General features: G+C 71.9%; 22 protein-coding genes. 10 read left to right on the top strand and 12 right to left on the bottom strand.

Going from position 1 to position 24,716, the window contains the following annotated elements; genetic code table 11:
- Nucleotides 1-163: 163 nt before the first annotated feature.
- On the bottom strand, nucleotides 164-1,393 hold the full coding sequence (locus tag EBO15_RS31815; protein WP_122198178.1) for an acyl-CoA dehydrogenase family protein: 1,230 nt from the start codon (nucleotides 1,391-1,393) through the stop codon (nucleotides 164-166).
- A gap of 152 nt (nucleotides 1,394-1,545) precedes the next feature.
- Entirely contained in the window at nucleotides 1,546-2,982 is a 1,437-nt protein-coding gene (locus EBO15_RS31820; RefSeq protein WP_122198179.1) for a helix-turn-helix domain-containing protein, read from the bottom strand.
- A 199-nt stretch (nucleotides 2,983-3,181) separates the two neighbouring features.
- On the opposite strand from EBO15_RS31820, the gene aceA reads away from it, so the two are divergent.
- The 7 genes from aceA to EBO15_RS31855 all read left to right on the top strand — a co-directional run bounded on the left by aceA (nucleotide 3,182) and on the right by EBO15_RS31855 (nucleotide 11,622).
- On the top strand, nucleotides 3,182-4,465 hold the full coding sequence (gene aceA, locus EBO15_RS31825) for an isocitrate lyase (protein WP_122198180.1): 1,284 nt from the start codon (nucleotides 3,182-3,184) through the stop codon (nucleotides 4,463-4,465).
- Nucleotides 4,466-4,851: 386 nt separating this feature from the next.
- Complete coding sequence (locus EBO15_RS31830; RefSeq protein WP_122198181.1) at nucleotides 4,852-6,354, top strand: M1 family metallopeptidase; 1,503 nt, start codon at nucleotides 4,852-4,854, stop codon at nucleotides 6,352-6,354.
- Between the two features lie 117 nt (nucleotides 6,355-6,471).
- Nucleotides 6,472-7,212, top strand: a complete 741-nt coding sequence (locus EBO15_RS31835; protein WP_122198182.1) for a DUF7873 family protein — start codon at nucleotides 6,472-6,474, stop codon at nucleotides 7,210-7,212.
- 616 nt (nucleotides 7,213-7,828) lie between these two features.
- A complete protein-coding gene (locus EBO15_RS31840) occupies nucleotides 7,829-8,551 on the top strand; it encodes an ABC transporter permease (protein ID WP_122198183.1) in 723 nt (240 codons plus the stop codon).
- Nucleotides 8,544-9,392, top strand: coding sequence for an ABC transporter permease (locus EBO15_RS31845; RefSeq protein WP_233616559.1), 849 nt, complete (start codon nucleotides 8,544-8,546; stop codon nucleotides 9,390-9,392). The genes EBO15_RS31840 and EBO15_RS31845 overlap by 8 nt, the downstream gene beginning before the upstream one ends.
- Before the next feature lie 26 nt (nucleotides 9,393-9,418).
- Nucleotides 9,419-10,393, top strand: a complete 975-nt coding sequence (locus tag EBO15_RS31850) for an ABC transporter ATP-binding protein (protein WP_122198184.1) — start codon at nucleotides 9,419-9,421, stop codon at nucleotides 10,391-10,393.
- Nucleotides 10,394-10,560: 167 nt separating this feature from the next.
- Nucleotides 10,561-11,622, top strand: a complete 1,062-nt coding sequence (locus tag EBO15_RS31855) for a serine hydrolase domain-containing protein (RefSeq protein ID WP_233616560.1) — start codon at nucleotides 10,561-10,563, stop codon at nucleotides 11,620-11,622.
- Nucleotides 11,623-11,641: 19 nt separating this feature from the next.
- Here EBO15_RS31855 and EBO15_RS31860 read toward each other — a convergent pair whose 3' ends face one another.
- The 3 genes from EBO15_RS31860 to EBO15_RS31870 all read right to left on the bottom strand — a co-directional run bounded on the left by EBO15_RS31860 (nucleotide 11,642) and on the right by EBO15_RS31870 (nucleotide 13,992).
- Nucleotides 11,642-12,199: a GNAT family N-acetyltransferase gene (locus EBO15_RS31860; protein ID WP_122198186.1), complete on the bottom strand. Its 558-nt coding sequence runs from the start codon at nucleotides 12,197-12,199 to the stop codon at nucleotides 11,642-11,644.
- A gap of 79 nt (nucleotides 12,200-12,278) precedes the next feature.
- Nucleotides 12,279-12,944, bottom strand: coding sequence for a hypothetical protein (locus tag EBO15_RS31865; protein WP_122198187.1), 666 nt, complete (start codon nucleotides 12,942-12,944; stop codon nucleotides 12,279-12,281).
- Nucleotides 12,945-13,008: 64 nt separating this feature from the next.
- Nucleotides 13,009-13,992: a helix-turn-helix transcriptional regulator gene (locus EBO15_RS31870; RefSeq protein ID WP_122198188.1), complete on the bottom strand. Its 984-nt coding sequence runs from the start codon at nucleotides 13,990-13,992 to the stop codon at nucleotides 13,009-13,011.
- A 123-nt stretch (nucleotides 13,993-14,115) separates the two neighbouring features.
- Here EBO15_RS31870 and EBO15_RS31875 point away from each other — a divergent pair, with 123 nt between their 5' ends.
- The gene (locus EBO15_RS31875) at nucleotides 14,116-14,511 is read left to right on the top strand and encodes a RidA family protein (RefSeq protein WP_199744928.1); all 396 of its coding nucleotides are present in this window, start codon (nucleotides 14,116-14,118) and stop codon (nucleotides 14,509-14,511) included.
- A 104-nt stretch (nucleotides 14,512-14,615) separates the two neighbouring features.
- Here the strand turns inward: EBO15_RS31875 and EBO15_RS31880 are convergent, their stop codons facing one another.
- Complete coding sequence (locus EBO15_RS31880; RefSeq protein ID WP_122198190.1) at nucleotides 14,616-15,530, bottom strand: aminoglycoside phosphotransferase family protein; 915 nt, start codon at nucleotides 15,528-15,530, stop codon at nucleotides 14,616-14,618.
- 380 nt (nucleotides 15,531-15,910) lie between these two features.
- Here EBO15_RS31880 and EBO15_RS31885 point away from each other — a divergent pair, with 380 nt between their 5' ends.
- A complete protein-coding gene (locus EBO15_RS31885; protein WP_233616561.1) occupies nucleotides 15,911-16,630 on the top strand; it encodes a Crp/Fnr family transcriptional regulator in 720 nt (239 codons plus the stop codon).
- 92 nt (nucleotides 16,631-16,722) lie between these two features.
- Here the strand turns inward: EBO15_RS31885 and EBO15_RS31890 are convergent, their stop codons facing one another.
- The 6 genes from EBO15_RS31890 to EBO15_RS31915 all read right to left on the bottom strand — a co-directional run bounded on the left by EBO15_RS31890 (nucleotide 16,723) and on the right by EBO15_RS31915 (nucleotide 23,439).
- On the bottom strand, nucleotides 16,723-19,488 hold the full coding sequence (locus tag EBO15_RS31890) for a DEAD/DEAH box helicase (protein WP_122198192.1): 2,766 nt from the start codon (nucleotides 19,486-19,488) through the stop codon (nucleotides 16,723-16,725).
- A gap of 156 nt (nucleotides 19,489-19,644) precedes the next feature.
- Nucleotides 19,645-20,520 (bottom strand): twin-arginine translocase subunit TatC, encoded by an 876-nt coding sequence (gene tatC / locus EBO15_RS31895; protein ID WP_122198193.1) that lies wholly within the window; start codon nucleotides 20,518-20,520, stop codon nucleotides 19,645-19,647.
- A 68-nt stretch (nucleotides 20,521-20,588) separates the two neighbouring features.
- On the bottom strand, nucleotides 20,589-20,951 hold the full coding sequence (gene tatA / locus EBO15_RS31900) for a Sec-independent protein translocase subunit TatA (protein WP_122198194.1): 363 nt from the start codon (nucleotides 20,949-20,951) through the stop codon (nucleotides 20,589-20,591).
- 25 nt (nucleotides 20,952-20,976) lie between these two features.
- Nucleotides 20,977-21,198 (bottom strand): hypothetical protein, encoded by a 222-nt coding sequence (locus EBO15_RS31905; protein ID WP_233616562.1) that lies wholly within the window; start codon nucleotides 21,196-21,198, stop codon nucleotides 20,977-20,979.
- Between the two features lie 22 nt (nucleotides 21,199-21,220).
- Nucleotides 21,221-22,363 carry a helix-turn-helix transcriptional regulator gene (locus tag EBO15_RS31910; protein WP_233616563.1) on the bottom strand — a complete coding sequence of 381 codons (1,143 nt, stop codon included), beginning with the start codon at nucleotides 22,361-22,363 and terminating at the stop codon, nucleotides 21,221-21,223.
- Nucleotides 22,360-23,439 carry a helix-turn-helix transcriptional regulator gene (locus EBO15_RS31915; protein WP_122198196.1) on the bottom strand — a complete coding sequence of 360 codons (1,080 nt, stop codon included), beginning with the start codon at nucleotides 23,437-23,439 and terminating at the stop codon, nucleotides 22,360-22,362. The genes EBO15_RS31910 and EBO15_RS31915 overlap by 4 nt, the downstream gene beginning before the upstream one ends.
- Before the next feature lie 148 nt (nucleotides 23,440-23,587).
- Here EBO15_RS31915 and EBO15_RS31920 point away from each other — a divergent pair, with 148 nt between their 5' ends.
- On the top strand, nucleotides 23,588-24,667 hold the full coding sequence (locus EBO15_RS31920; protein WP_122198197.1) for a DUF3866 family protein: 1,080 nt from the start codon (nucleotides 23,588-23,590) through the stop codon (nucleotides 24,665-24,667).
- Nucleotides 24,668-24,716: the final 49 nt, after the last annotated feature.

Genomic DNA, 24,716 nt, shown 5'->3' on the forward strand with positions numbered 1-24,716 from the left:
CCGCCACCCGCCACCTCCCCAGACTCGATCCCGACGGGATCGAGTCTGGACACAGAACCCGCCCGAACCCGGCAAGCCCGACGGCGTGTCACCCAACCCGGTGATCATTTCCGGTCAGCGCACTAGCTCGCAAGGAGGAAGAGTGTTCATGCAGCTCAGGTCGTCAGCGGACGGGGAGGCCGGTGATGGTGCGGCCGATGACGAGGCGCTGGATCTCGCTGGTGCCCTCGAAGATGGTGAAGATCTTGCTGTCGCGGTGCATGCGCTCGACGGGGTACTCGCGGGTGTAGCCGTTGCCGCCGAGGATCTGGATGGCGTCCTCGGTGACGCGGACGGCGGCCTCGGAGGCCATGAGCTTGGCCATGGAGCCCTCGGCGCTGGTGAAGTCCTTGCCGTTGCGGGCCATCCAGGCGGCGCGCCAGACCATGAGGCGGGCGGCGTCGACCTGGCACTTCATGTCGGCGAGCTTGAACGCGATCGCCTGGAAGTCGCCGATCCTCCGGCCGAACTGCTCGCGCTCGGTCGAGTACTGGAGGGCGTAGTCGTAGGCGGCGCGGGCGACGCCGACGGCCATCGCGCCCACGGTGGGACGCGTCGTCTCGAAGGTCTTCATGGCGGCCTGGCCCTTGGCGCGCTTGCCCTCGCGGACGCGGGCGATGCGGGCGTCGAACTTGTCCTTGCCGCCGACGATGAGGCCGCCGGGGACGCGCACGTTGTCAAGGATGACCTCGGCGGTATGGGACGCGCGGATGCCGTGCTTCTTGAACTTCTGGCCCTGGCGGAGGCCGGGGGTGTTCGGCGGGACGATGAAGCTGGCCTGGCCGCGGCTGCCGAGGTCGGGGTGGACGGACGCGACGACGACGTGGACGTCGGCGATGCCGCCGTTGGTCGCCCAGGTCTTGGTGCCGTTCAGCACCCACTCGTCCTTGGCCTCGTCGTAGACGGCGCGGGCGCGGATGGCGCCGACGTCGGAGCCGGCGTCGGGCTCGGAGGCGCAGAACGCGCCGAGCTTGACGTCGTCGGCGGTGCCGAACATCTGGGGCACCCACTCGGCGATCTGCTCGGGGGTGCCGGTCGCGGCGACGGACGCGGCGGCGAGGCCGGTGCCGACGATGGACAGCGCGATGCCCGCGTCGCCCCAGAACAGCTCCTCGAAGGCGACGGAGATGCCGAGGCCGGTCGGCTCCAGCCACTGGGTGGCGAAGAAGTCCAGGGAGTACAGGCCGACCTTGGCCGCCTCCTGGATGATCGGCCAGGGGGTCTCCTCGCGCTCGTCCCACTCCTCGGCGGCGGGGCGGATGACGTCGCGGGCGAAATCGTGGACCCAGCTCTTGACCTCGGTGAGGTCATCGCTGAGCTCCAGCGAGAACGGCGTCGCCTCGGTGTCGGACATCGTTATTGACCCTTCCTCCAATATGACCTGTTACCCACGGTAGCACCATCCGGGGTTACCACGGGTAACAGGTGGCCGGGGTCACATGACGAAACGCCCGCCGGGACCCCTGTGTCAAGGTCCCGGCGGGCGCCGGTCCGCGATGGCGGCGGCTATTCGGCGGCGTGCTTGTCCAGGAACGTGTAAACGTCCGCCTCGTCGACGCCCGGGAACGCGCCGGGCGGCAGGACCGACAGGACGTGCGAGTGCGCGCGGGCGGACGGCCAGGCCATCCCCTCCCAGCGCTCGGCCAGCTCACGCGGCGGACGCTGGCAGCAGTCGCCGTCCGGGCAGGACGACTTGACCCGGTTGGTGGTCTCCCGGCCGCGGAACCAGCGCGAGTCCTCGAACCGGACGCCGAGGGTGATCGCGAAGTCGCGCTCGTGCGAGGGGTCGATGTGGGACAGGCACCAGTACGTCCCCTTCGGGGTGTCGGTGTACTGGTAGTAGACCGAGAAGCGGTCGGCGGCGCCGAACACGTGGCGCCCGGCCCATTCGCGGCACATCCGCTGGCCCTCGATCGCGCCGTCCTCGTCCTGCGGGAAGACCAGGCCGTCGTTGGCGTAGGCCTTGTAGATCGTGCCGTTCTCGTCGTTCTTGGTGAAGTGCAGTTGCAGGTCGAGGTGGTGGGTGGCCATGTTGGTGAACCGGTGCGCGGCCATCTCGTACGACACCGAGAACACGTCCGCCAGGTCCTCCACCGACAGCTCGCGCGCCTGCTTGGCCTCCGACAGGAACGGGACGACGGCCCGCTCGGGCATGAGGATCGCCGCGCCGAAGTAGTTGGCCTCGACGCGCTGCCGCAGGAAGTCGGCGAAGTCGCGGGGCTGGTCGTGGTCGAGCGCGATGTGCCCGAGGGTCTGGAGCAGGATCGTGCGCGGCGTGTGCATGCCGAGCTGCTCGCGCTCCAGGTAGATCCGCCGGTTCCGCAGGTCGGTGATGGACCGGACGGACCGGGGCAGGTCGCGCACGTACTGGAGGCTGAACCCGAAGTGGCCGACCAGGCCCATCAGCATGCCCTGGGAGACCGCGCCGCTGCGGTAGCCGACGGCGTCCAGGGTCTGCGCGGCGACGCGCTCGATCTCGCCGAAGTAGTTGCCGCGCTCGTGCATCTGGCGGCGCAGCTCGGCGTTGGCCTTTCGCGCCTCCTCCGGGGACGCGGTGGGCTTGGTGTGCGAGCGCCGCAGCTCCCCGTAGAGGGCGAGGATGTGCTCGAGGATCTCGTTCGGCATCCGCTTGCCGACCTTGAGGTACGGCAGGCCGAGCGACCGGTAGACCGGGTCGCGCTGGGCCTCCTCCAGGGCGATCTCCAGCTGGGCGCGGCGGGTCGGCGGCTGGCGGCGCAGCAGCTCCTCGACCGGGACCTCCAGCGCGTTCGCGAGGCCCTGCAGCAGCGACAGCTTCGGCTCGCGGCGCCCGTTCTCCAGCAGGGACAGCTGGGACGGCGCGCGGCCGACCCGCTCGCCGAGGTCGGCGAGCGTCATCCCGCGGCCGCGCCGGAGATGGCGAAGCCGCTGCCCGAAGGTGACGAGATCTACGTCACTCGTCAAGTTAAGGGGTTCTTCTGGCCGCAAGGTCGTCACCGCTTCATCATAGCGAAAAATCGGCAGAAGTTTCGTTACTTGCCAGTTCATCAGGCGTGTCCGGCCGGGGCATAGTCGAGGCAAGCACCCAGGGGACGACATCCCCGGGGCGGATCGGCCCCGGTCAGGTCCCGTCCCGTCCCGGGCTTATGGAAGGGCAAGAACGATGAGCGAAGGTCGCCTCAAGGGCGCAGCGGACGAGCTGCGGCGGCAGTGGAGCACCGACCAGCGGTGGCAGGGCGTCGAGCGGACCTACACGGCCGAGGACGTCGTCAAGCTGCGCGGGTCGGTCCAGGAGGAGCACACCCTCGCCCGCCTCGGCGCCGAGCGCCTGTGGAAGCTGCTGCACGAGGAGGACTACGTCCACTCGCTCGGCGCGCTCACCGGCATGCAGGCCGTCCAGCAGGTGAAGGCCGGCCTCAAGGCCATCTACCTGTCCGGCTGGCAGGTCGCCGCCGACGCCAACCTCGCCGGCCAGACCTACCCCGACCAGAGCATCTACCCGGCCAACTCGGTCCCGGCCGTGGTCCGCCGCATCAACAACGCCCTGCTGCGCGCCGACGAGGTCCAGTGGAGCGAGGACTCGGGCGACGTCCACTACCTCGCGCCGATCGTCGCCGACGCCGAGGCCGGGTTCGGCGGCGTCCTCAACGCCTTCGAGCTGATGAAGGGCATGATCGCGGCCGGTGCCGCGGGCGTGCACTGGGAGGACCAGCTGGCCTCCGAGAAGAAGTGCGGCCACCTGGGCGGCAAGGTCCTCATCCCGACCTCGCAGCACGTCAAGACGCTGAACACCGCGCGCCTGGCCGCGGACATCGCCGGCGTCCCGTCCCTGATCATCGCGCGGACCGACGCCGAGGCCGCGACCCTGATCACGACCGACGTGGACGAGCGCGACCGCGAGTTCATCACCGGCGAGCGCACCGCCGAGGGCTTCTACCACGTGCGGAACGGCATCGAGCCGTGCATCGCCCGCGCCAAGGCCTACGCGCCGTACTCCGACCTCATCTGGATGGAGACCGGCACCCCCGACCTCGAGCAGGCCCGCCGGTTCGCCGAGGCGGTCAAGGCCGAGTACCCCGACCAGATGCTCGCCTACAACTGCTCGCCGTCCTTCAACTGGAAGCAGCACCTGGACGACGCGACCATCGCCAAGTTCCAGCGCGAGCTCGGCCACATGGGCTTCAAGTTCCAGTTCATCACCCTGGCCGGCTTCCACGCCCTCAACCACGGCATGTTCGACCTGGCCTACGGCTACGCCCGCGAGGGCATGACCGCCTACGTCGAGCTGCAGGAGCGCGAGTTCGCGTCGGTCGAGCGCGGCTTCACCGCCGTCAAGCACCAGCGCGAGTCGGGCACCGGCTACTTCGACATGGTCAGCACCGCGATCTCGCCGGACTCCTCCACCACCGCGCTGAAGGGCTCCACCGAAGAGGCGCAGTTCCACTAAACCCCTCTTCCGGGTCGTCCCCCTGACCCGTGACGGGCCGGTCGACCTGGCCCCCCACCGGGCCGGTCGCGCGGCCGGCCCGGCCAATCGGCCCACCGGCCGTGGTCGCCCCCACGGCCGTCCCACGGCGAAGGTCCCTCCGTCCTACACCCGGAGGGACCTTCTGCCGTCCGGGCCCGAAACGGGTCCGAGGCCGGTCTGAAGGGGGTCTGAAGCGGGCCTGAACCGGGTCCGGGACGGGCGGCGCGTGGGCGGGCGGACGCGCGAGGGGCCTCCGGGGTTGTCACTCGCGAAGCGTTTCGTCCGATTAAGGAACATCTATCGACTTTCGTCCCACCCGCGGGCATCGTGATCTTCACATCCCCCGAGGGAGAGGATCATCCACGATGGCAAGACGTTCCCCCCGCGTCTCCACCGTCCGGACTCCCGGCCGCCTGCTTCCGCTGGCGCTCGCCGCCGTCACCGTGGTGGCGTTCGCGCCCGCCGCCTCCGCCGCCTCGCACGTCCGGTTCACCCCGGGAGCCGAGGGCGTGGGCGACCCCTACTTCCCCCTGGAGGGGAACGGCGGCTACCACGCCCTGCACTACTCGCTCGACGTCGCCTACGACACCACCTACGGGCAGCTCGACGGGACGGTCACGATGACCGCGCGGGCCACCCAGAACCTGTCGTCGTTCGACCTCGACCTGTCCGGCATGGACGTGTCGAAGGTCGTGGTGAACGGGCACCGCGCGTCCTGGAACCGGCGCGGGCAGGAGCTGAAGATCAAGCCGAACCACGGGCTCCGGAAGGGCTCGACGTTCCGCGTCTCGGTCACCTACGGCGGCGTCCCGCAGACGATCGTGGGCTCGCCGATCGTGTTCGGCTCGCCGTACGGGTTCCTGAAGACCCCCGACGGCGCGTTCATCGGGGACGAGCCGAACGGCGCGTCCACCTGGTTCCCGGTCAACGACCACCCGAGCGACAAGGCCACCTACGACTTCACGGTGACCGTGCCGAAGGGCCTGAGCGTCGTCGCCAACGGCCTGCCCGAGGGCAGGCACGACGGGATGGCGGCGTTCAGCCGCCGCAAGGGCTCCACGCAGGCCAGCACGTTCAAGTGGCGTGAGAACAAGCCGATGGCCAGCTACCTGGCGACCATCGACATCGGCAAGTGGGACGTCAAGGAGTCGAAGACCCCGAGCGGCCTGAACAGCTACGTCGCCGTCGACCCCGTCCTGGAGACGAACCAGCCGGACGCGGTCAAGTTCTTCAGCGACACGACCGCCGAGGCCACCGACCTGTGGTCGAAGATGTGGGGCACGTACCCGTTCGAGACGACCGGGGCGATCGCCGACAACGCGGTCTACCAGGGCCAGCCGCTCGGGTTCTCCCTGGAGACGCAGAGCAAGCCGGTCTACTCGGCCGTCCGGAGCACCTCCACCATCGCGCACGAGCTGGCCCACCAGTGGTTCGGTGACAGCGTCTCGGTCGCGCAGTGGAAGGACATCTGGCTGAACGAGAGCTTCGCGTCCTGGTCGGCGTACTACTGGACGGAGAAGCACGGCGGCGTGTCCGTCCACGACCGGGTGCGGAACATCTACAACTCCTACCCGTTCCCCGACAAGCCGGACGACCCGTACTGGTCGGTGAAGATCGCCGACCCGCAGCGGGACACCATGTTCAACGACCGCGTGTACAGCGGCGGCGCGACCGTGCTCCAGCTGCTGCGCGAGAAGATCGGCGACGACACGTTCTTCTCGCTGCTGCGGACCTGGGCCGACACGCACCGGTACGGCAACGGGAACACCGCGCAGTTCGTGGCGCTCGCGAACAAGGTCTCCGGCCAGGATCTGAACCCGTTCTTCCAGACCTGGATCTACTCGACCGGAAAGCCCGCACTTCCCTAGTAATTCGGGTGCTTCAGGCGGCGTCCCCTCGCTACGGTGATCACGTTCGCGCGCGTTTCGACGCGGTTCGCACGTGTTCACCCGCGTTCATCACCGTACGAGAGGGGGCGCCGCACCATGCCCAAGCTGAACCAGATCATCGCCGTGGAGAAGGGCGTCAAGTCGCGCACGCAGCGCGAGCTGACCGACGCCTACCACGAGCTGCAGAAGCCCGCCCTGCTCTCGGGCCTGTCGCGCACCTACCGGCCGCGTGACGAGGACGGCGAGACGATGCCGGCCGAGTCCACCCGCGTCCAGGTCAAGGCCGAGGACGCGCTCCGCGACGTCGCCCGCGCGCTGACCCGCCTGTTCGACGTGACCGCCACCAAGGACTGGGCGAACCGCGACGCCGTCGCCGACGTCGTCGTGGACGGCCGGACCCTGCTGACCGCCGTCCCGGTGCCGTACCTGCTGTTCCTGGAGAAGCAGCTCACCGACCTGCGCACGCTGGTCGACAAGCTGCCGGTGCTCGACCCGTCGGAGTCCTGGGCCTACGACGAGAGCCAGGACGTGTGGCGCACCGAGCCGGTGGAGACCGCGCGGACCAAGAAGATCCCGCGCAGCCACGTCCTGTACGAGGCGACCAAGGAGCACCCGGCGCAGGTCGAGATGTACACCGAGGACGTCGTCGTGGGCACCTGGACGAAGGTCACCTTCTCCGGCGCGCTCCCGGCGCGGCGGGTGAACGTGCTGCGCGACCGGGTCGAGCGGCTCCAGGCCGCGGTGAAGTTCGCCCGCGAGGAGGCCAACGCGACCGAGGTCACCGACCGCAAGATCGGCGACGCGGTGTTCGCGTTCCTCTTCGCACCCGACAACTGAGAACACCCCGAGACTCCCCCGCTTGGAGCGCGGGGGCGCGCCCCGGAGGGGGCGTGAAGCTGAGGATGAAGCTCAGTCTGATCCGAGTCGGCGACAGTGGAGGTTCGAATCCTCCCCCGTGCACCGCGTGCCCGGGTAGCCCAAGCAGGAAGAGGCAGCCGCATGAAGTTGAGACTCTCGCTCCAGATTCAGCATCTCCGCTCATCGCCGGATCGACCGGGGACGGACGAACTCCGTCGGATGCCAGTTCGAATCTGGCTCGGACCTCTCCATGGTCCGATAGCTCAATCGGCAGAGCACGAACGGAATGATGATGATCCGTCCCCTTAAACGCCGCCGGCGTGCGAAGGGGCGGCAACCTCCAGGGCCCCGGAACCAGGGCAGGTTCCGGGGCCCGCCGCCGTCCAGGGCCTAGCGCCGTCCCGGGCCCGCCACCGTCCGGTGCCTGCCGCCGTCCGGAGCCGCCGCTCGGGGCGGGCGGAGTCGCGGAATCGACCGGCCGCGGAAAATCGCTGGAACGTTCAAGGAGCGCGCCCTAGGCTCCCGATGAGTGGGCGTCATTCCGTGGGTCTCCTGGTACGCGCTGCGACGATATTCCGCCTATCCCCTCGGTTCGATGGCCGAGGCCGTCACGAACTCCTTCTTCGGCGTCGTCCGCGCCGCGATCCTGCTCGCGCTCTGGCACGCCCGTCCCGGGCTCGGCGGCTACGACGCGACCGACGCGGTGACCTTCTCCTTCCTCACCCAGGCCCTCATCGGGCCGGTGCAGATCTTCGGCGGGATGGAGCTGGCCCAGCGCATCCGGTCCGGGGACGTGGCGATCGACCTGCACCGCCCGGTCGACCTCCAGGCGTGGTGGCTCGCCGACGACGTCGGCCGCGCGGTGTCGACGCTGCTGCTGCGCGGGCTGCCGCCGATGCTGGTCGGCGCCCTGCTGTTCACGGTGCGGCTGCCGAGCGCGGGTGAGGCGGCCGCGTTCACGGTGTCGGCCGCGCTGGCCGTCCTGCTGAGCTTCGCGCTGCGCTACCTCGCCACGCTGTCGATGTTCTGGCTCCACGACGAGCGCGGCGTCCAGGCCGTGACGCTGCTGCTGTCGCTGTTCTTCTCCGGGATGATCGTCCCGCTCGTCGCGTTCCCCGAGACCCTCGGGGACGTCGCGCGGGCGCTCCCGTGGTCCGGGCTCGTCCAAGTGCCCGCCGACGTGTTCCTCGGCCGCCGCACCGGCGGCGCGCTGCTGTCCGCGCTGGCGTTCCAGGCGGCCTGGGCCGCCGGGCTCCTCACGGCCGGACGCCTCCTGACCCGCGCCGCACAGCGCAGGCTGGAGGCCCAGGGTGGTTAGCCGCGCCGTGGACGGCGACGCCGGGGCGGCCACCCGCGCCGGACGGGCCGTCTCGACGTACTGCCTGCTCGCCTGGACGTGGATCCGGGCGGCCGCGCAGTACCCCGTGTCGATCGCGCTGCTCGCGCTCGGCACCATGGTCACCGCCGGGATGGACATCGCCGGGATCCTGGTGATGTTCGGCCGGACGCCGCGGATCGCCGGGTTCACCGCGGTGGAGGTGCTGTTCCTGTACGGCACGTCGTCGCTGTCGTTCGGGGCGTCCGACATCCTGCTCGGCACGACCGAACGGCTCGGGGAGCACGTCCGGAACGGGACCCTCGACGCGCTGCTGGTCCGCCCGGTGAGCCCGCTGATCCAGATCGCGACCGAGGACTTCACGCCGCGCCGGTTCGGGCGGCTCCTCCCGCCGGTGCTGGTCCTGGCGTTCGTGCTGCCCCGCGTGCCGGTGGACTGGACGCCGGGCCGGGTCGCGATGGTGCCGCTCATGCTGGCGTCCGGCATGGTGATCTTCGCCGGGTTGTGGGTGCTGTGCGCGGCGCTCCAGTTCGTGCTGCTGAACAGCCACGGCGCGACCAAGGCGATCACCTATGGCGGCTCGTTCCTGACCCAGTACCCGATGACGCTGTTCGCGCGGGACTTCGTGCGCGGCGTGACGTTCGTCGTCCCGCTGGCGTTCGTGAACTGGGAGCCCGCCCTGTACGTGCTCGGCCGCCCCGACCCGCTGGGGCTTCCGGGCTGGACGCGGTTCGCGTCGCCCGCCGTCGGGGCGGCGCTGTGCGCGGTGGCCGCGGTGGCGTGGCGCGCGGGCCTGCGCCGCTACCGCTCGACGGGAAGCTGAGGACGCCGGTGCCGGGAGGGGAACCCATGATCGAGATGACGGACGTGACCAAGACCTTCGTCCTGCGGCGCAGGACGGGACGGGGGCCGCGCCGCGAGCGGACCCCGGTCCGCGCCGTCGACGGGGTGACGTTCACCGTCGACCGCGGCGAGTTCCTGGGCTACCTGGGCCCGAACGGCGCAGGCAAGAGCACCACGATCAAGATGCTCACCGGGATCCTCACCCCGACCTCGGGACGGATCCGCGTGGCGGGCCTGGACCCGTCCCGCGCCCGGACGACGCTCGCCCGCCGCATCGGCGTCGTGTTCGGCCAGCGCACCACCCTCTGGTGGGACCTGCCGCTGAAGGACAGCCTGACCCTCGTCCGGCGCCTGTACCGGGTCGAGGAGCACGCCTACCGGACCCGCCTGGCGGAACTGACCGCGCTGCTGGAGCTCGAGCCGTTCCTCGCCACACCGGTCCGCCAGCTCAGCCTCGGCCAGCGCATGCGCGGCGACCTGGCCGCCGCGCTCCTCCACGACCCCGAACTCCTCGTCCTGGACGAGCCGACGATCGGCCTGGACGTGGTGAGCAAGGCGACCGTCCGCGGTTTCCTCGCCCGCCTGAACGCCGAACGCGGCACCACGATCCTGCTGACCACCCACGACCTCGGCGACATCGAGCGCCTCTGCCGCCGCGTCATGATCATCGACCATGGCCGTCCGGCGTTCGACGGGGACCTGGCCGCGCTGCGCCGCGCGGCGGGCGCGGACCGGCAGCTGATCGTCGAACTGGCGGCGCCCGTCCCGCCGGTCGAGCTCGACGGCGTCGAGGTGACCGGCGTGGAGGGCCCGCGCCAGACGCTCCGCCTCCCGGACGGCGCGAACGCCGCGTCCGTCGTGGCCTCGCTCGCCGCCCGCTACGAGATCCGCGACATCGCCCTGCGCGAGACCGGCATCGAGGAGATCGTCGCCCGCCTCTACCGGGGCGACCAGGAGCTCTCCACCCCGGTCTCCCCCTGACCGCCCGGCCGCCGAAGCGGCCCCACGCGAACACTCCCCCGAAAGAGGCCCCGCACTCACCGACCTCCGACGACCAGACCGGCTAGAGCGCACATGCGGTTTTCCGCAGGCGAGATCGGCGGTTCACCGCATTCTGTCCCAGCGGCGGCCGCCCTAGCGTCGAGCCCATGTTGAACACACTGATGAGCGCGCTGGTGGCGTTCGCCGTCACAGCGGGGCACCCGGGCGCCGGGCCGCGCCCCGAGCTGGACGGGATCGTGAAGGGCGGGGCGGCGACGGCGGCGCTGGTACGGATCTCCGACGGGCGGCACACGACGTCCGAGGCGGCGGGCGTGCGGGACATCGAGCGGGGCGGGCGGCCGTCCCCCGACGGGTACTTCCGGATCGGGAGCGTCACCAAGTCGTTCGTCGCGACCGTGGTGCTCCAGCTCGTGGACGAGGGCAAGGTCCGGCTCGACGATCCCATCGCCCGCCACCTGCCGGGCGTCGTGCCGGACGGCGAGCACGTGACCGTCCGCCGGCTCCTCGACCACACCAGCCACCTGCCCGACTACATGAGCGAACCGGGATACTCCACCAACCGGTGGCGCGGCGACGCACGGTTCCGTTCCTACCGTCCGGGTGAACTGCTGAAGGTGGCCTTCGCGAAGACGCTGCCCGCCGACGGCAAATGGCACTACTCCAACACCAACTACGTCGTGCTCGGGCTGCTGGTGCAGAAGCTGACCGGCAGGACGTACGGCGAGGAGGTCCGCCGCCGGATCCTCCGGCCGCTGGGCCTGCGCCACACCGTCGTGCCGGGCGACCGTCCCGGAGTGCCGTCGCCGCACGCCAACGGGTACGAGCCGATTCCCCAGCTGGTGGACGCCACGCGCATGAACCCCTCACTGGACTGGGCGGCGGGAGAGATGATCTCGACCGCCGGGGACCTGGAACGGTTCTTCTCGGCGCTGCTCGGCGGCCGGCTGACCAGCGCGGCCTCACTCCGCGCCATGCGCACCCCCGTCGAGACCGGGGCCGGGTTCGACTACGGGCTGGGTCTCCAGGCCTACCACCTGCCGTGCGGGACGGTCTGGGGGCACAGCGGAGAACTGATCGGGTACCTGACCTTCGCGTTCCGCACTGACAGCGGCAGGTCGATGGTCCTGTCCATCAACCCCTCGACCCGCAACCCGTCCACCGCCGAGGTCATGGGCATCGCCGCCAAGGCCCTCTGCGGCACGTCCTGACCTGAGCCCCGCGTCGCGTTCAGTCGCCGCCGTCCGTCCGAACATGCAGATGCCCCTCCGCAGGAAACGCGGGAGGCTGCGGCGGAAGAAGCGCCCGGAAGACATACCGGCACTTCTCGGCCACGCGGCAGGAAGCGGGGTTGTCGACGGCATGCAGAAGGTCGAGCCGCGCCACAGGCATCACACTCTGCGGACCGAGCGCCCAACGCGACACGACCTCAAGGGCGCGAGGCGCGACTCCCCGCCCTCGCGCCTCGGCCGCCGTCCAGTACCCCACCTCGCCCGAGGCGGCCACAGGGCCGCCTCCCCCTTTGACCACGATGTGACCGACCAGCCGTCCAGCAGGGTCATCCTGCAACACGGCGAAGCTGAGCCGCGTACCGCCGGCCCACCCCTCGCCCTGCTCCTCGATCCACCGAACGGCGTCCGCCTCACTTGCGAGAGACGTCAACAACCGGCTGCGCATGACCGGGTCACGATGCGCCGCCGCAAGAGCCGCCGCGTCCCCCACACGCCACGGCCGCAGGCTCAACCCAGGCGCGGACACCGTCGCCTCCACCGACAGAACGACACTCACGAAACCCCCATTTCCACCCGCCCACAACTCTGCCCCACCCCGCCCAGAAACCGACACCCACCACCCCGGATGAGCGTCGCTAGGCCTGGGGGTAGCCGATTTCGGAGATGTCTTCGGCCAGGTCAGCCAGGGTGAGTTCTGGGTTCAGTGACGACACGAGGTCCTGGTTCAGTGGCCGCGAGGCATACACGTCCTTCACCGCTGCAAGGTCCACGGGGACCTCGTAGTAGTCCTCGGCGAAGCGTTGGAACGCTTCGGGTGAGCGGTCGACCAGTAGTGGGAACAGGCCCGTCGCCCCATCGGGGTCGGCCTGGCCCGGCGGGAAGTCGATCGAGCCGTGGCGCCACTGGTCATCCGTCGTCTCCCGCCACAGGCAGGCCGTCACGACGGGCACCCCGTCCTCGTCGGTGAACGCGGGCTCCTCGACGAAGCGCCTGAAGACATCGGGAACGTCGTCGATCACGCCTGGCCAGGGCTCGCCGTCGTGGAGGTAGGGGCTCATGGACGATTCGTGGTCGAAGCCGCGCACGTAGACCCCGGCCGCCGAGAACACGATGGAGTACTCGTCTCCTGACCCGTTGCGCATCGAGGCCACCTCCTCGCCTTCGGCCCAGGCGACGTTGAAGGTGTGGTGGCGGCTTTCCCAGTCCGGGCTCAGGATCGCTTCGAGCATCGCCAGCGAGCGGCACAACTCCCGCAGATCGGGAATGGCAGGGAACCGGCGGGCCGCGTCATAGACAGTCACGGGTTCATCCAACCCGCTCCCTCTGACGGGAAGGCAGCCGGGCGCGGGGCTGGGGCGGCGGGGGTCAGGGGGCGGGTGGGTGGGTGTAGGTGGTGGCGAGTGTGGTGGCTCGGTGGTGGAGGGCGTCGCGTAGCCATGGGGGGGACAGGGCTTCGGCGGTCGTGGCGAGTTGCCAGAGGGCCCATTCGGCATGTCGGGGGTCTTGGAAGGTCAGTTCCAGTCGGAGACGTCCGTCGGCGTCGGTCTCCTCGGTGAGGACGGCCAGTGCGGTGCCCACGAGGTCCTCGCGCCGTGCCGGGTCCATCCGGACGAGGACGGTGACCTGGTCGGCGCCGGCCCGGAAGCGGGTGCCGCGTTCCTGCCAGGCGCGGCCGAGGTCGACGCGGTCCGGCCGGCGGGCGGGTTCGGGGAGTTCCTCGGCGGCCAGGACGCGGGACAGCCGGTAGGTGCGGTCGGCGCCGGACCTGGTGGCCAGCAGGTAGCCCTGGTCGCGGACGGTGACCAGGCCGATCGGGTCCACCGTGCGCCACTTCGGGTCCTGGCCGAAGGCCGCGTAGTGGATGCGCAGCCGGTGTCCGGCGAACACCGCGCGCCGGACCTCGGCCACGACCGCGTCGGGGACCTCCTCCTCGGCGGCCGTCCGGCGTGACAGGAGGTCGGCCTCCGGGTCGATGAGGAGCCGTTCGGCCGCGTCGGCCGCGGTGTCGCGGTAGCTCGCGGGGAGCGCGTCGACCACTTTCAGCATCGCCGAGGCGAGCGCCGAGCCCAGGCCGAAGGCCTGCGCGCCGCGCCGTGACCCGGCGACCAGCAGCGCGAGGGCCTCGTCGTGGTTCAGTCCGGTGAGCTCGGTGCGGAATCCGGGCAGCAGCGCGAACCCGCCGTGCCTGCCGCGTTCGGCGTAGACCGGGACGCCCGCCGCGGACAGCGCCTCGACGTCGCGCAGGACGGTGCGGGTGGACACCTCCAGCTCGCGGGCCAGCGCGGGCGCGGACATCCGGCCGTGCTGCCGCAGCAGCAGGACCAGCGAGACCAACCGGTCGGCGCGCATCCCGGAACGCTACCGAAATACACGACAGAAGATGTCGTGATTCGCTGGAAGGCTCACCACCGCGACCAAAGAGATGGCCGCGATCGAACACAAGCCGACGAATCGAGTGGAGCTGATATGGCAGTGGAACGAACCGCGGTCAACCCGTGGCCGTGGTCGGTGGAGCTGGGCTACGACCAGGGCGAGGTCGTCTCCGGTCACACCCGGACCCTGTACGCCTCCGGGCAGACCGCGATGAGCGCCGACGGCAGGCCGCAGCATGCCGGCGACATGGGCGCTCAGCTGGCGCTGAGCCTCGACAACCTGGAGGCCGTGCTCGGCAAGGCCGGGATGTCCCTGGCGGACCTGGTCCGGCTCAACGTCTACACCACCGACGTCGACCGGCTCTTCGAGCACTACGGCGTGCTCGCGGCGCGGTTGGGCGCCGCGGGGGTGGCGCCGTCCACGACGATGCTCGGGGTGACGCGGCTGGCGATCCCCGACCTGATGGTCGAACTCGAGGGGACCGCCGTCGCCTGACGCACCCCCGCCGCCTCCGGCCCGGCCTTCACCGCCGGAGGCGGCTCACCCGCACGCACCCATCACGGGCGTGACCGCCGCCTCCGGGGACGGGCGCCGTCTGGTCAGCGCCGGGTCGCGATGAGGCGTCGTATCGCGGCGTGGGCGGGCGGGCCCCAGGTGGTCTTGCCGCCCGGGAGGCCGCGGACGCCGGCTTCTCCGATGTGCATGCAGGCGAGGGCCTTCAGGACCGCCCATCCGCGGGCGCGGCGCAGGGTCGCGGCGTCCGCGGACGGCCGGTACGCGGCGTTGAGGCGGTCGGCGGCGCCGTCGGGCAGCAGGTGCCAGGCGGCGGCGAGGTCGCAGGCCGGGTCGCCCGCGCAGAGGTCACCGAAGTCGATCACGCCGCGGACGGCGCCGTCGGTGGTGAGGACGTTCGCCGGATGCAGATCGCCGTGGAGCCAGAGCGCCGGGCCCGTCCACTCGGGCGCGGTGACGGCGTCGTCCCAGACCGCGCGGACGCCGTCCGGGTCGGTGATCAGTCCTCGTTCCGTCGCGGAGGCGAGCCCGTCGGCGAAGGCCTGGGAGTGGGCGGCCAGCGGCCCTCTGCAGTGCCTGCCGGCCGGCGCCCCCTCAGGGGCGGGCCGGTGCAGCGCGCTCAGGAACGCGGCCAGCGTCTCGGCGGACTCCGCGCCGCGCGTGACGGGGGCGCGGTCGGCGGGCTCGCCCGGCACCCAGGTGGTGACGATCCAGGGGCGCGGGAACAGCGTGGAGGGTTCACCGAGGCGCTGCGGGACGGGAACCGGCAGCGGAAGGGACGGCGCGAGCGCGGGCAGCCAGGTGTGCTCCTTGCGCAGCAGCGCGTCCGCGGACTCCGTCGCCCAGGGCAGCCGGACGGCGAGGTCGTCACCGAGCCGCCACAGCTGGTTGTCCCAGCCGCGCGCACCGAACCGCACAGGGTGATCGGCCAGGTCAGGGTGCTGTTCGCGCAGCAGATCCCGGACCATCTCCGCTGTGACGTCGATCCCGGCATGCGTCATGCGAAGCAACCCTAGCCCGCACCGTTGACCGGCGGTCTCGCCGCGAAGGTTCTGACAGTGAGTCAGAAGACGCAGACGGAATGGGGCGCACGGGGCAGCATCGGGGGCGGGCGGGGTGTCTGCTGAGGGGGAGCGGGCACCCGAAAGGGGGGCCCCGAAGACCACCGAGTCGTCGCAGGAGGTTGGCAGGCAGGTGCCGCAGGAACGCGCCCCGGCGCGACACGACGGTTCACCGGCGGCGCCGCGGCGACCGGCAGAACGGCCGGCGCCCGCGGCTCGGGCCTCACCGCCCCACTCCCCCTGAACGCCGCGGGCGCCGGCCATCCCGTCCCGACACCGCGAGCCCCCTTCCCCGGGGAGGCTCGGAGAACGGACCCCCGTTGATCGAGAGGAAAAGCCCGGTACGCCCCGACGACTTCTGGGGCGCGCTGACGACCGCCGAGCGGGACGCGCTGCGAGCGGTGGCACGACCGCGGTCGTTCCCCGCCCGGACGCCACTGTGCCTTCAGGGCGACGAGTCCGACCACATCATCGTGATCGAGTCGGGGTGGGCGAAGGTCGCCTCGTCCACCGAGGACGGGCACGCCGTGGTGCTCGCCGTGCGGGGACCGGGCGACCTGGTGTGCGAGAGCGCGGTGCTGGGCGCGCGGCACCGGTCGGCGACCGTGACGGCCCTGTCGACCGTCCGCGCGCGGGTCGTGCCCGCGGCCCGGTTCACCGCGTTCCTCGACGCCCATCCGCGGGTGTGGCGGCTGGTCAGCGGCACGTTCGTCCGCCGCCTGGACGACGCGGACCAGCGGGCCCGCGCGCACGTCGCGGTACGCGGCGACCAGCGCCTGGCCCTGCTGCTGGCGCACCTGGCCGAGCTGTCGGCCCGGCACACCTCGCCCGCGCCGGACGGCGGCGTCGACATCGCCCCGCCCCTGTCACAGCAGGAGCTCGGATCCTGGATGGACGCGTCGCGCGAGACGGTCGCGCGCGGCCTGAACCGGCTGCGCCAGGAAGGCCTGGTCCGGACGGGCTGGCGGCGGATCACCGTCGTCGACCTGCCAGGACTGGTCGAGTTCGCGCGCCGCCCCGCCGACGAGGACGACCAATAGGACACCCACGTAGGAGACCCACGTAGGACATCCACGGCCGGGCACCCCCGGCGCCGTGAACCGAACCACGGCGCCGGGCGTGCCCCGCCGGATCAGGTCACCGACGTGTACGCGACGACGCCGCGGCGCATCGCGTCCATCGCGCGCCGCGCCGTCTTGCGGATGTGGCTGTTGGGCTCGGCCGCGTCCGCGACCTGCCCCAGCAGGTCGAGCAGCTGCTTGACGGCGCGGACGAAGTCACCGGCCGTCATGTCGCCGTCGAGCAGCACCTCGTCCAGGTCGTCGCCCTTCGCCCACCGGTACGCCGTCCACGCGAACCCCAGGTCGGGCTCCCGCAGGAACGACACCTGGTTGTCCTTCTCCACCGCGTCCAGCTGCCCCCACAGCCGGATCATCCCGGCGAGGGCGTCCTGCGCGGCGCCGGCGGGCGTCCGGGGCGCGGACGCGTCGTCCGGCTGCCGCGACTCGTACACCAGCGCCGACACGCACGCGGCGAGCTCGGCGTGGTCGAGCTTCTCCCACAGGCCCTCGCGGAGCGACTCGGCCGTCAGCAGGTCCAGCTCGTTGTAGATGCGGCCGAGACGGCGTCCCTCGTCGGTGACGTCCTCCCCGTCGAGATAACCGAGCTGCTCCAGGACGGCGCAGACCCGGTCGAACGTCCGGGCGATCACCTGCGAACGGCCCTCGACGCGGCGCCGCAGCAGCTCGGTCTCCCGCTCGAGCCGGAAGAACCGCTCGGCCCACCGCGCGTGGTCCTCACGCTGGTCACAGCCGTGCACGGGATGCGCCCGCAGCTCGGCGCGCAGCCGCGCGATCTCCGCGTCGTCCCCGGCCGGGGTGTCGCGGACGCGCCGCCGGTCACGCGTGTCGCCCGACACCTTGTTCCGCAGCGTCGACGCCAGGTCACGGCGCATCTGCGGGTTGCGCGGGCTGAACGACTTCGGCACCCGGATCCGGTCGACGGGCTCCACCGGCCGCGGGAAGTCGTGGATCGACAGCCGCTGCACGGACGCCCCCGCGGTCAGGACCAGCGGCGCGGCCCCGTCCGAGCGGCGGCCGAGACCCGGGTCCAGGACGACGGCCAGCCCCGAACGCCGCCCGGACGGCACCAGGATCACATCCCCCGGACGCAGGTGCTCCAGCGACCGGGCCGCCTCCGCGCGCCGCGACACCGACCGCTCCCGCGACAGCTCCGCCTCCCGGTCCGACAGGCGGCGGCGCAGCGCGGCGTACTCCATGAAGTCGCCCAGATGGCACTCGGCGGCCTTGGCGTACCCGGCGAGCGCCTCCTCGTTCTTGCGGACCTGCTTGGCCAGCCCCACCACGGCCCGGTCGGCCTGGAACTGCGCGAACGACTGCTCCAGCAGGTTGCGGGCGCGTTCGAACCCGACCGCGCCGACGAGGTTCACCGCCATGTTGTACGACGGCCGGAAGCTGGAGTTCAGCGGATAGGTGCGGGCGCCCGCGAGCCCGGCGAGCGACGCGGGCTCCACGCTCGGCCCCCAGACCACCACGGCATGGCCCTCGACGTCGATGCCGCGGCGCCCGGCACGCCCGGTGAGCTGCGTGTACTCACCCGGGGTCAGGTCGACGTGCGCCTCACCGTTCCACTTGTCGAGCTTCTCGATCACCACGGTGCGGGCGGGCATGTTGATGCCGAGCGCGAGCGTCTCGGTCGCGAACACCGCCTTGATCATCCCGCGGGTGAACAGCTCCTCGACGATCTCCTTGAACGTCGGGAGCATCCCCGCGTGGTGCGCGGCGATCCCCCGCTCCAGCGCCGCGAGGAAGTCGTGGTAGCCGAGGACGTGCAGGTCGGCGGGGTCGAGGTCGGCGGTGCGCAGCTCCACGTGCGCGCGGATCTCCTCCGCCTCCTCCCTCGACGTCAGCCGCAGCCCCGCGTGCAGGCACTGCAGGACGGCCGCGTCGCAGCCGTTGCGGGAGAAGATGAAGGTGATCGCGGGCAGCAGCCCGGCCCGCTCGAGCCGCTCCACGACGTCCGGACGCGCCGGAGGCCGGAACCGCTGCGGACGCGCCGCGCGGCGCCGCCCGGTACGCCGCCCCTGGTTGACCTTCGCGCGCCGCACCTCCTCCACGGCCATCCGGGTGAGCTGCGGGTTCAGCTTCGCGCGCCGCCCCTCGCCCTTGCCCTGCTCGACGAACAGGTCGTACAGGCGGGTGCCGACCATCATGTGCTGGAACAGCGGGACGGGCCGGTGCTCGTCGACGATCACGGCCGTGTCGCCGCGGACCTCCTGCAGCCACTCGCCGAACTCCTCGGCGTTGGACACCGTCGCCGACAGCGCCACGAGCCGCACCGAGTCCGGCACGTGGATGATCACTTCTTCCCAGACGGCGCCGCGGAACCGGTCGGCGAGGTAGTGCACCTCGTCCATGACCACGAACGCCAGCCCGGCGAGGGTCTGCGACCCCGCGTACAGCATGTTCCGCAGCACCTCGGTCGTCATGACGACGATCGGGGCCTCGCCGTTGACGCTGTTGTCGCCGGTGAGCAGGCCGACCTTCTCCGGCCCGTAGCGGCGGACGAGGTCGGCGTACTTCTGGTTCGACAGCGCCTTGATCGGCGTGGTGTAGAAGCACTTGCCGCCGCCGAGCAGCGCCAGGTGCACGGCGAACTCCCCGACGAGGGTCTTTCCGGAACCGGTGGGCGCGGCGACCAGGACGCCGCTGCCCCCCTCCAGGGCCCGGCACGCCTCGATCTGGAACGCGTCCAGCTCGAAGTCGTACAGGGTCCGGAAGTCCAGCAGGGCGGGCCCGTTCCCGTCGGTCCGGGCCCGGAAGGCCCGGTACCGCTCCGCCGGGGACTGCTCGGCCGACCGCGTGTCGGGGGTGCTCATGCCTCCGAGCCTACGGTTTCGCCCGCCCGGATTCCCCATTCGGGGCCCAACATCTTCATTCGGACGATCTTCCCGCATTGGACGATCTTCCTGCATCGGACGGGTTTCCGCCTCCGGTTTACCGGCCGCCCCGGCCTTCGGAGGCCGTCTCCGGCGTCAGCGGCCGTCGCCGCGTCCCCCGCGGCCGCCGCTCTCCAGCTCCGCGTCGATCCGGTCCAGGTCCAGCGGGGCCGCCTCGTCGTCCGACAGGCCCGCGTACGGATCGGGGGCGTTGGCCCTCCGCCGGTCGTTGAAGTACGCCAGCAGCTCCGCGACCTCGAACAGCACCACCGTGGGGATCGCGAGGGCCAGCATCGTGAACGGGTCCTGGCTGGGCGTGGCGACGGCCGCGAACACGAAGATCCCGAAGATCAGCATGCGCCGGTACCGGCGGATCGCGGTCTGCGGCAGGACCCCGGCCATGTTCAGGATCACCACGAACAGCGGCAGCTCGAACGCCAACCCGAAGATCAGCAGCATGGCCTGCGCGTAGCCCAGGTAGGACTCCACACCGACCAGCACCGTGGAACTGCCCGGCGCGAGCCCGATGAGGATCTTCAGGCCCTTGTCCATCGTGACGTAGGCCAGGGCCGCGCCCGCCACGAACAGCGGCACCGCCGCCGCGATGAACGTGTACGTCCACCGCTTCTCCCGCCTGTACAGGCCGGGCGCGACGAACGCCCACAGCTGGTACAGCCAGATCGGGGAGGAGATCACCGCGCCCGCCAGCAGCGCGACCTTCATGTGGATGAAGAACCCGTCGAAGATCCCGTGGACCACCAGGTCGCACTTGTTGTTGATGCAGTGCTTGGGATCGATCCGGGTGAACGGCTCGGTGACGAACGTCCAGATCGGGTTGAAGAACAGCCAGCCGATGCCGGTCCCGACCGCCAGCCCGAGCATCGCCTTGATCAGCCGGTTGCGCAGCTCACGCAGGTGAGCCATGAGCGGCATCCGGCCCTCGGGGTCGACGGGCTGCCTCTTGATCTTCATGGTGGGCATTCAGGGGTCGGGGATCGGCGCGCGGCCGGTCCGGGCGGATGCCGTGGGGGCGGGGACGGTCAGCCGTTGGCGCGGTACTGAGCGCGCTCCACCGGAACCCCCTCGATCGGCTCACCGGACGCCAGCGCGCCGGGACGCCGCTCGGACGCGGCCGCCTCGCGCTCAAGCCGGGCCGCCTCCTCACGCAACCGGGCCGCACGCTCCCGCGCGTCCTCGGCCGGAGCCGCCGGAGCGGCGGCCGGGGCCTGCGGGGCCGCGGCCTGCGGGCGGTCGTCGTCGTCCTCGACCAGGCCCTTGGTCTCGGCCTTCAGGATGCGCGCGGACTTGCCGAGGGACCGCGCCAGCTGCGGCAGCTTCGCCGAGCCGAAGATCAGCACGACGACGAACAGCAGGATCAAGATTTCGGGCGTGCCCAGGTTCATGACGGTCCTCTTCAGCAGGTGGTACTCACGACGATCGTACGCCCTCACCGGAGTCCACAGGGGTCCGGGCGTCCCGCAGGTCCCTGACCTCGGCACGCAGCGCGGAGTGTTCCGGCTCGAGTCTCCGGCGCGTCCGTTCGAGTTCACGAGCCAGACGCCGGACGCCCAGCCAGACGCGGAACGAGCACCACGCCAGCACCGCCAGCCCGGCGAACGCCAGCCCCACCGCCAGCCCCGTCCAGATCATCCCACTCACGGTAGCCGACCCCTCACACCAGGTCGTACAGGGCCAGGGCGCGCGCCGCGTCGTCCCGGACGGCCCCGGCCAGCGACGCGGGCGACACGACCCGCCCCTGGTCGCCGAGCCGCATCGCCAGCGCCCGCACCCACCGGGTGTCGGGGGTCCGCACCACGATCCGCAGCCGCCCCTCCCCCAGCTCGGTCACCGACTCGCACGGATAGGAGTCGGCGACCCACCGGCCGCGCGGCGTCAGCTCCATCGTCACCGTCTCGTCCTGCGGGGACGGCCGGAACAGGCCCGCGTCCACGTCGATCGGCTCCGCGCCGTCGGGCACGTCCGCCGGGACGTCCAGGACCGCGAGGTCGGTGACCCGGTCGAGGCGGAACAGCCGGACGGCCTCGGCGCGGCGGCACCAGCCCTCCAGGTACGTGGTGCCCTCCACCACCAGCAGCCGCATCGGATCCACGTCCCGCTCGGTGTTCTCGTCGCGCGTCGGCACGTAGTACGTCAGGTGGACGCGGCGCCGCGCGTCGATCGCCGACCGCAGCCGCGCGAGGGTGTCACCGCGCGTCTCCACCTCCACCGCGACCTTCCCGGCGGCCTGCGCCGCCGTGCCCGCCGCGTCCTCCAGCTTCACGATCAGCCGGGACAGCGCGTCCCGCTCGTGCAGCTCCGGCAGGCCCGCCAGCATCCGCAGCGCCACCAGCAGCGCCGCCGCCTCGTCCGCCTTCAGCCGCAGCGGCCGCGCGATCGACTCGGCCTCGGTCACCGTGATCTCCCCGCCCTCGTAGGACAGGTCGATCGGGCAGTACGGGTCCGGCGCGCGCAGCTCCACGCACCACAGCATGTTCAGGTCGTCGATCAGCTGCTTCTCGGTCACCCCGAACGCGGCGGCCGCCTCGTCCAGCGCGACCGCGTCCCGGTTCACCACGTACGGGACCAGCGCCAGCAGCCGCGCCAGCCGCCCCGTGGACGTCGCGCCGGCCCGCCTCACCGCCTCGCCCTTCGCCGCGTCGCTCCTCAGCCCGCCGGACCTCACCGCGTCGGCCTTCACCGCGTCGGCCTTCACCGCGTCGGCCTTCACCGCGTCGGCCTTCACCGCGTCGGTCTTCGGGGCCCCGTCGCGGGACGCCTCGTCCCGGGGCGCAGCGCCCGTCTCGATGCCGCTCATCGCTCCCCCGCCCGCGCCGCGTCGCCGCCCGCGTCCACGCGCTCCGCCGTCGTGCCGGCCGCCGTGACGCCGACCGCCGTGATGCCCGCCGCCGTCGCGCCGGCCGCCGTCTCGTTCGCCGTCAGGACGGCCTTCAGGTGCCCGATCACCGCGTCCCGCAGGTCCGGCGGGTCCAGGACCACCACGTCGGCGGCGAACCGCGCCAGGTACGGCGCGAACCGGTCCAGGTCACGGAACGTCAGCTCCGCCTCGTCCCACGCGCCGTCGCCGACCGGACGCACGTCCCGCGCCCACCGGCGCGGCCCCTGCGCCGCACCCGCCCGCAACCGCACCCTCGCCGGGCGCGGCTCGGCGGTCTGCTCGTCGCGGTCGAACGCGATCGCGCGCACGTCCGCGCCCTCCGGCACGGTCACACTGCCCGCCGGGCCGTCCGGACGCACCTGACCGGCGATCCGGCTCAGCCGGAACACCCGCGGCTCGCCCCGGTCGCGGTCGAACCCGACCACGTACCAGCGGCCCCGCCGGCTCACCACGCCCCACGGCTCCAGATGCCGCCGCGCGCCGTGCGTGCGGCCCACACCCTGATACTCGAACGTCACCGGACGGCCGTCCCGCACCGCCTCCCACAACGGCGCGAACGCCGGGTCGGCGGTGTCGACGCGCGGCTCCACGCCGACCGCCGTCGGCACATCCGTCTCCACGCCCGCCGCGCGCAACTTCAGCAGGGCACCGGACGCCGCGTCCGCCATGCTCTCCCGCTGCCACACCCGCGCCGCCAGACCCAGCACCGCCGCCTCGTCCGGCGACAGGTGGATCTCCGGGAGCTCATAGGCCTGCGGCGGGATCCGGTACCCGATCTCCTCGCCGCCCCCGCCGGACGCGTCGCTGCCGACCTCGAGAGGAACGCCGAGCTCGCGCAGCTCCTCCTTGTCGCGCTCGAACATCCGCTTGAACGCCTCGTCGCCGTCCGGATACCCGGGAACGGCACGACGGATCTGCTCGGCCGTCAGGTAGCGCCGCGTGGCCAGCAGGCAGACCACCAGATTGAGCAGGCGCTCGGTCTTGCGCCGGGACACTTCGCCACCACCTCTTCCGCGTCCGAAAACCTCGTCCGGCGGGCGCGCGCACCAGCCGTCCGGCCCGCGGCGCGTCCTCCCGCGCCGAAGCCGGCGCCCGAGCGCGCCGCCTCGTCGCCGCCCCGGGGAAAACGCTACCGTCTCCGGTGTGATCCGATGGCGCGAAGGCACAGTACGAGGCATCCGGCGCGAATGGCCCGGAGCAGTCGAATTGGACGTCACGGTCGGGGGCGACGGAGACTGCCGCGCCCTGGCCTACCCCGCGCTCGTGGGCAGACCCGAACCGGGCGACACCGTCCTGCTCAACACTACGGCCTTGGCGATGGGTCTGGGGACCGGAGGCTACGCCATGGTCACCGCGATCCCCGACCGCCTCCCCCCCGACCCCGACAGCCCCGGACACCTCGTCAAGGCCCGCTACACCCCGCTCCAGGCCACCGTCCTCGGCGTCGACGAACAGGACTCCCCCCACCACGCCCTCCTCGAAGACGCCGACTCCCTCACCGGCATGCCGGTGATCGTCGCCGACCTCCACTCCGCGCTCCCCCCGATCCTCGCCGGCCTCCTCGCCGACCGCCCCGGAACCCGCGTCGTCTACGTCATGCCGGACGGCGGCGCCCTCCCCGCCTGGTTCTCCATGTCCATCGCCCAGCTCAAGGACGCCGGAGCCCTCACCGCCACCGTCACCGTCGGACAGGCCTTCGGCGGCGACCTCGAGGCCGTCACCGTCCACACCGGCCTGCTCGCCGCCCGCCTCGTCCTCGACGCCGACGTCGCCGTCCTCGCCCAGGGCCCCGGCAACCTCGGCACCGGCACCCGCTGGGGCTTCTCCGGAGTCTCCGCCGGCGAAGCCGTCAACGCCGCGTCCATCCTCTCCGGACGCCCCGTCGGCTCACTCCGCGTCAGCGAAGGCGACGCCCGCGAACGCCACCAGGGCGTGTCCCACCACAGCCTCACCGCCTACGGACGCGTCGCCCTCGCCCGCGCCGACATCCCCGTCCCCGAACTCGGCGGGCACTTCGGCGAACGCGTCGCCGCCCAGGCCGCCTCCCTCGGCGACCGGCACGACCTCATCCCCACCGCCGTCACCGACCTCCGCGACGTCTGCGCCGCCGCCGAGAAGGACTGGGGCGTCCGCATGTCCACCATGGGCCGCAGGCTCGACCAGGACCTCGCCTACTTCCTCACCGCCGCCGCCGCCGGACGCCACACCGCCCGGCTGCTCTGACGCCCCGCCCTCGGGGCGTTCCGCCCGGACCATCAGCACGCCCGGACGG

The sequence above is a fragment of the Actinomadura harenae genome (genome assembly GCF_003696215.1).
Taxonomy (GTDB): domain Bacteria; phylum Actinomycetota; class Actinomycetes; order Streptosporangiales; family Streptosporangiaceae; genus Spirillospora; species Spirillospora harenae.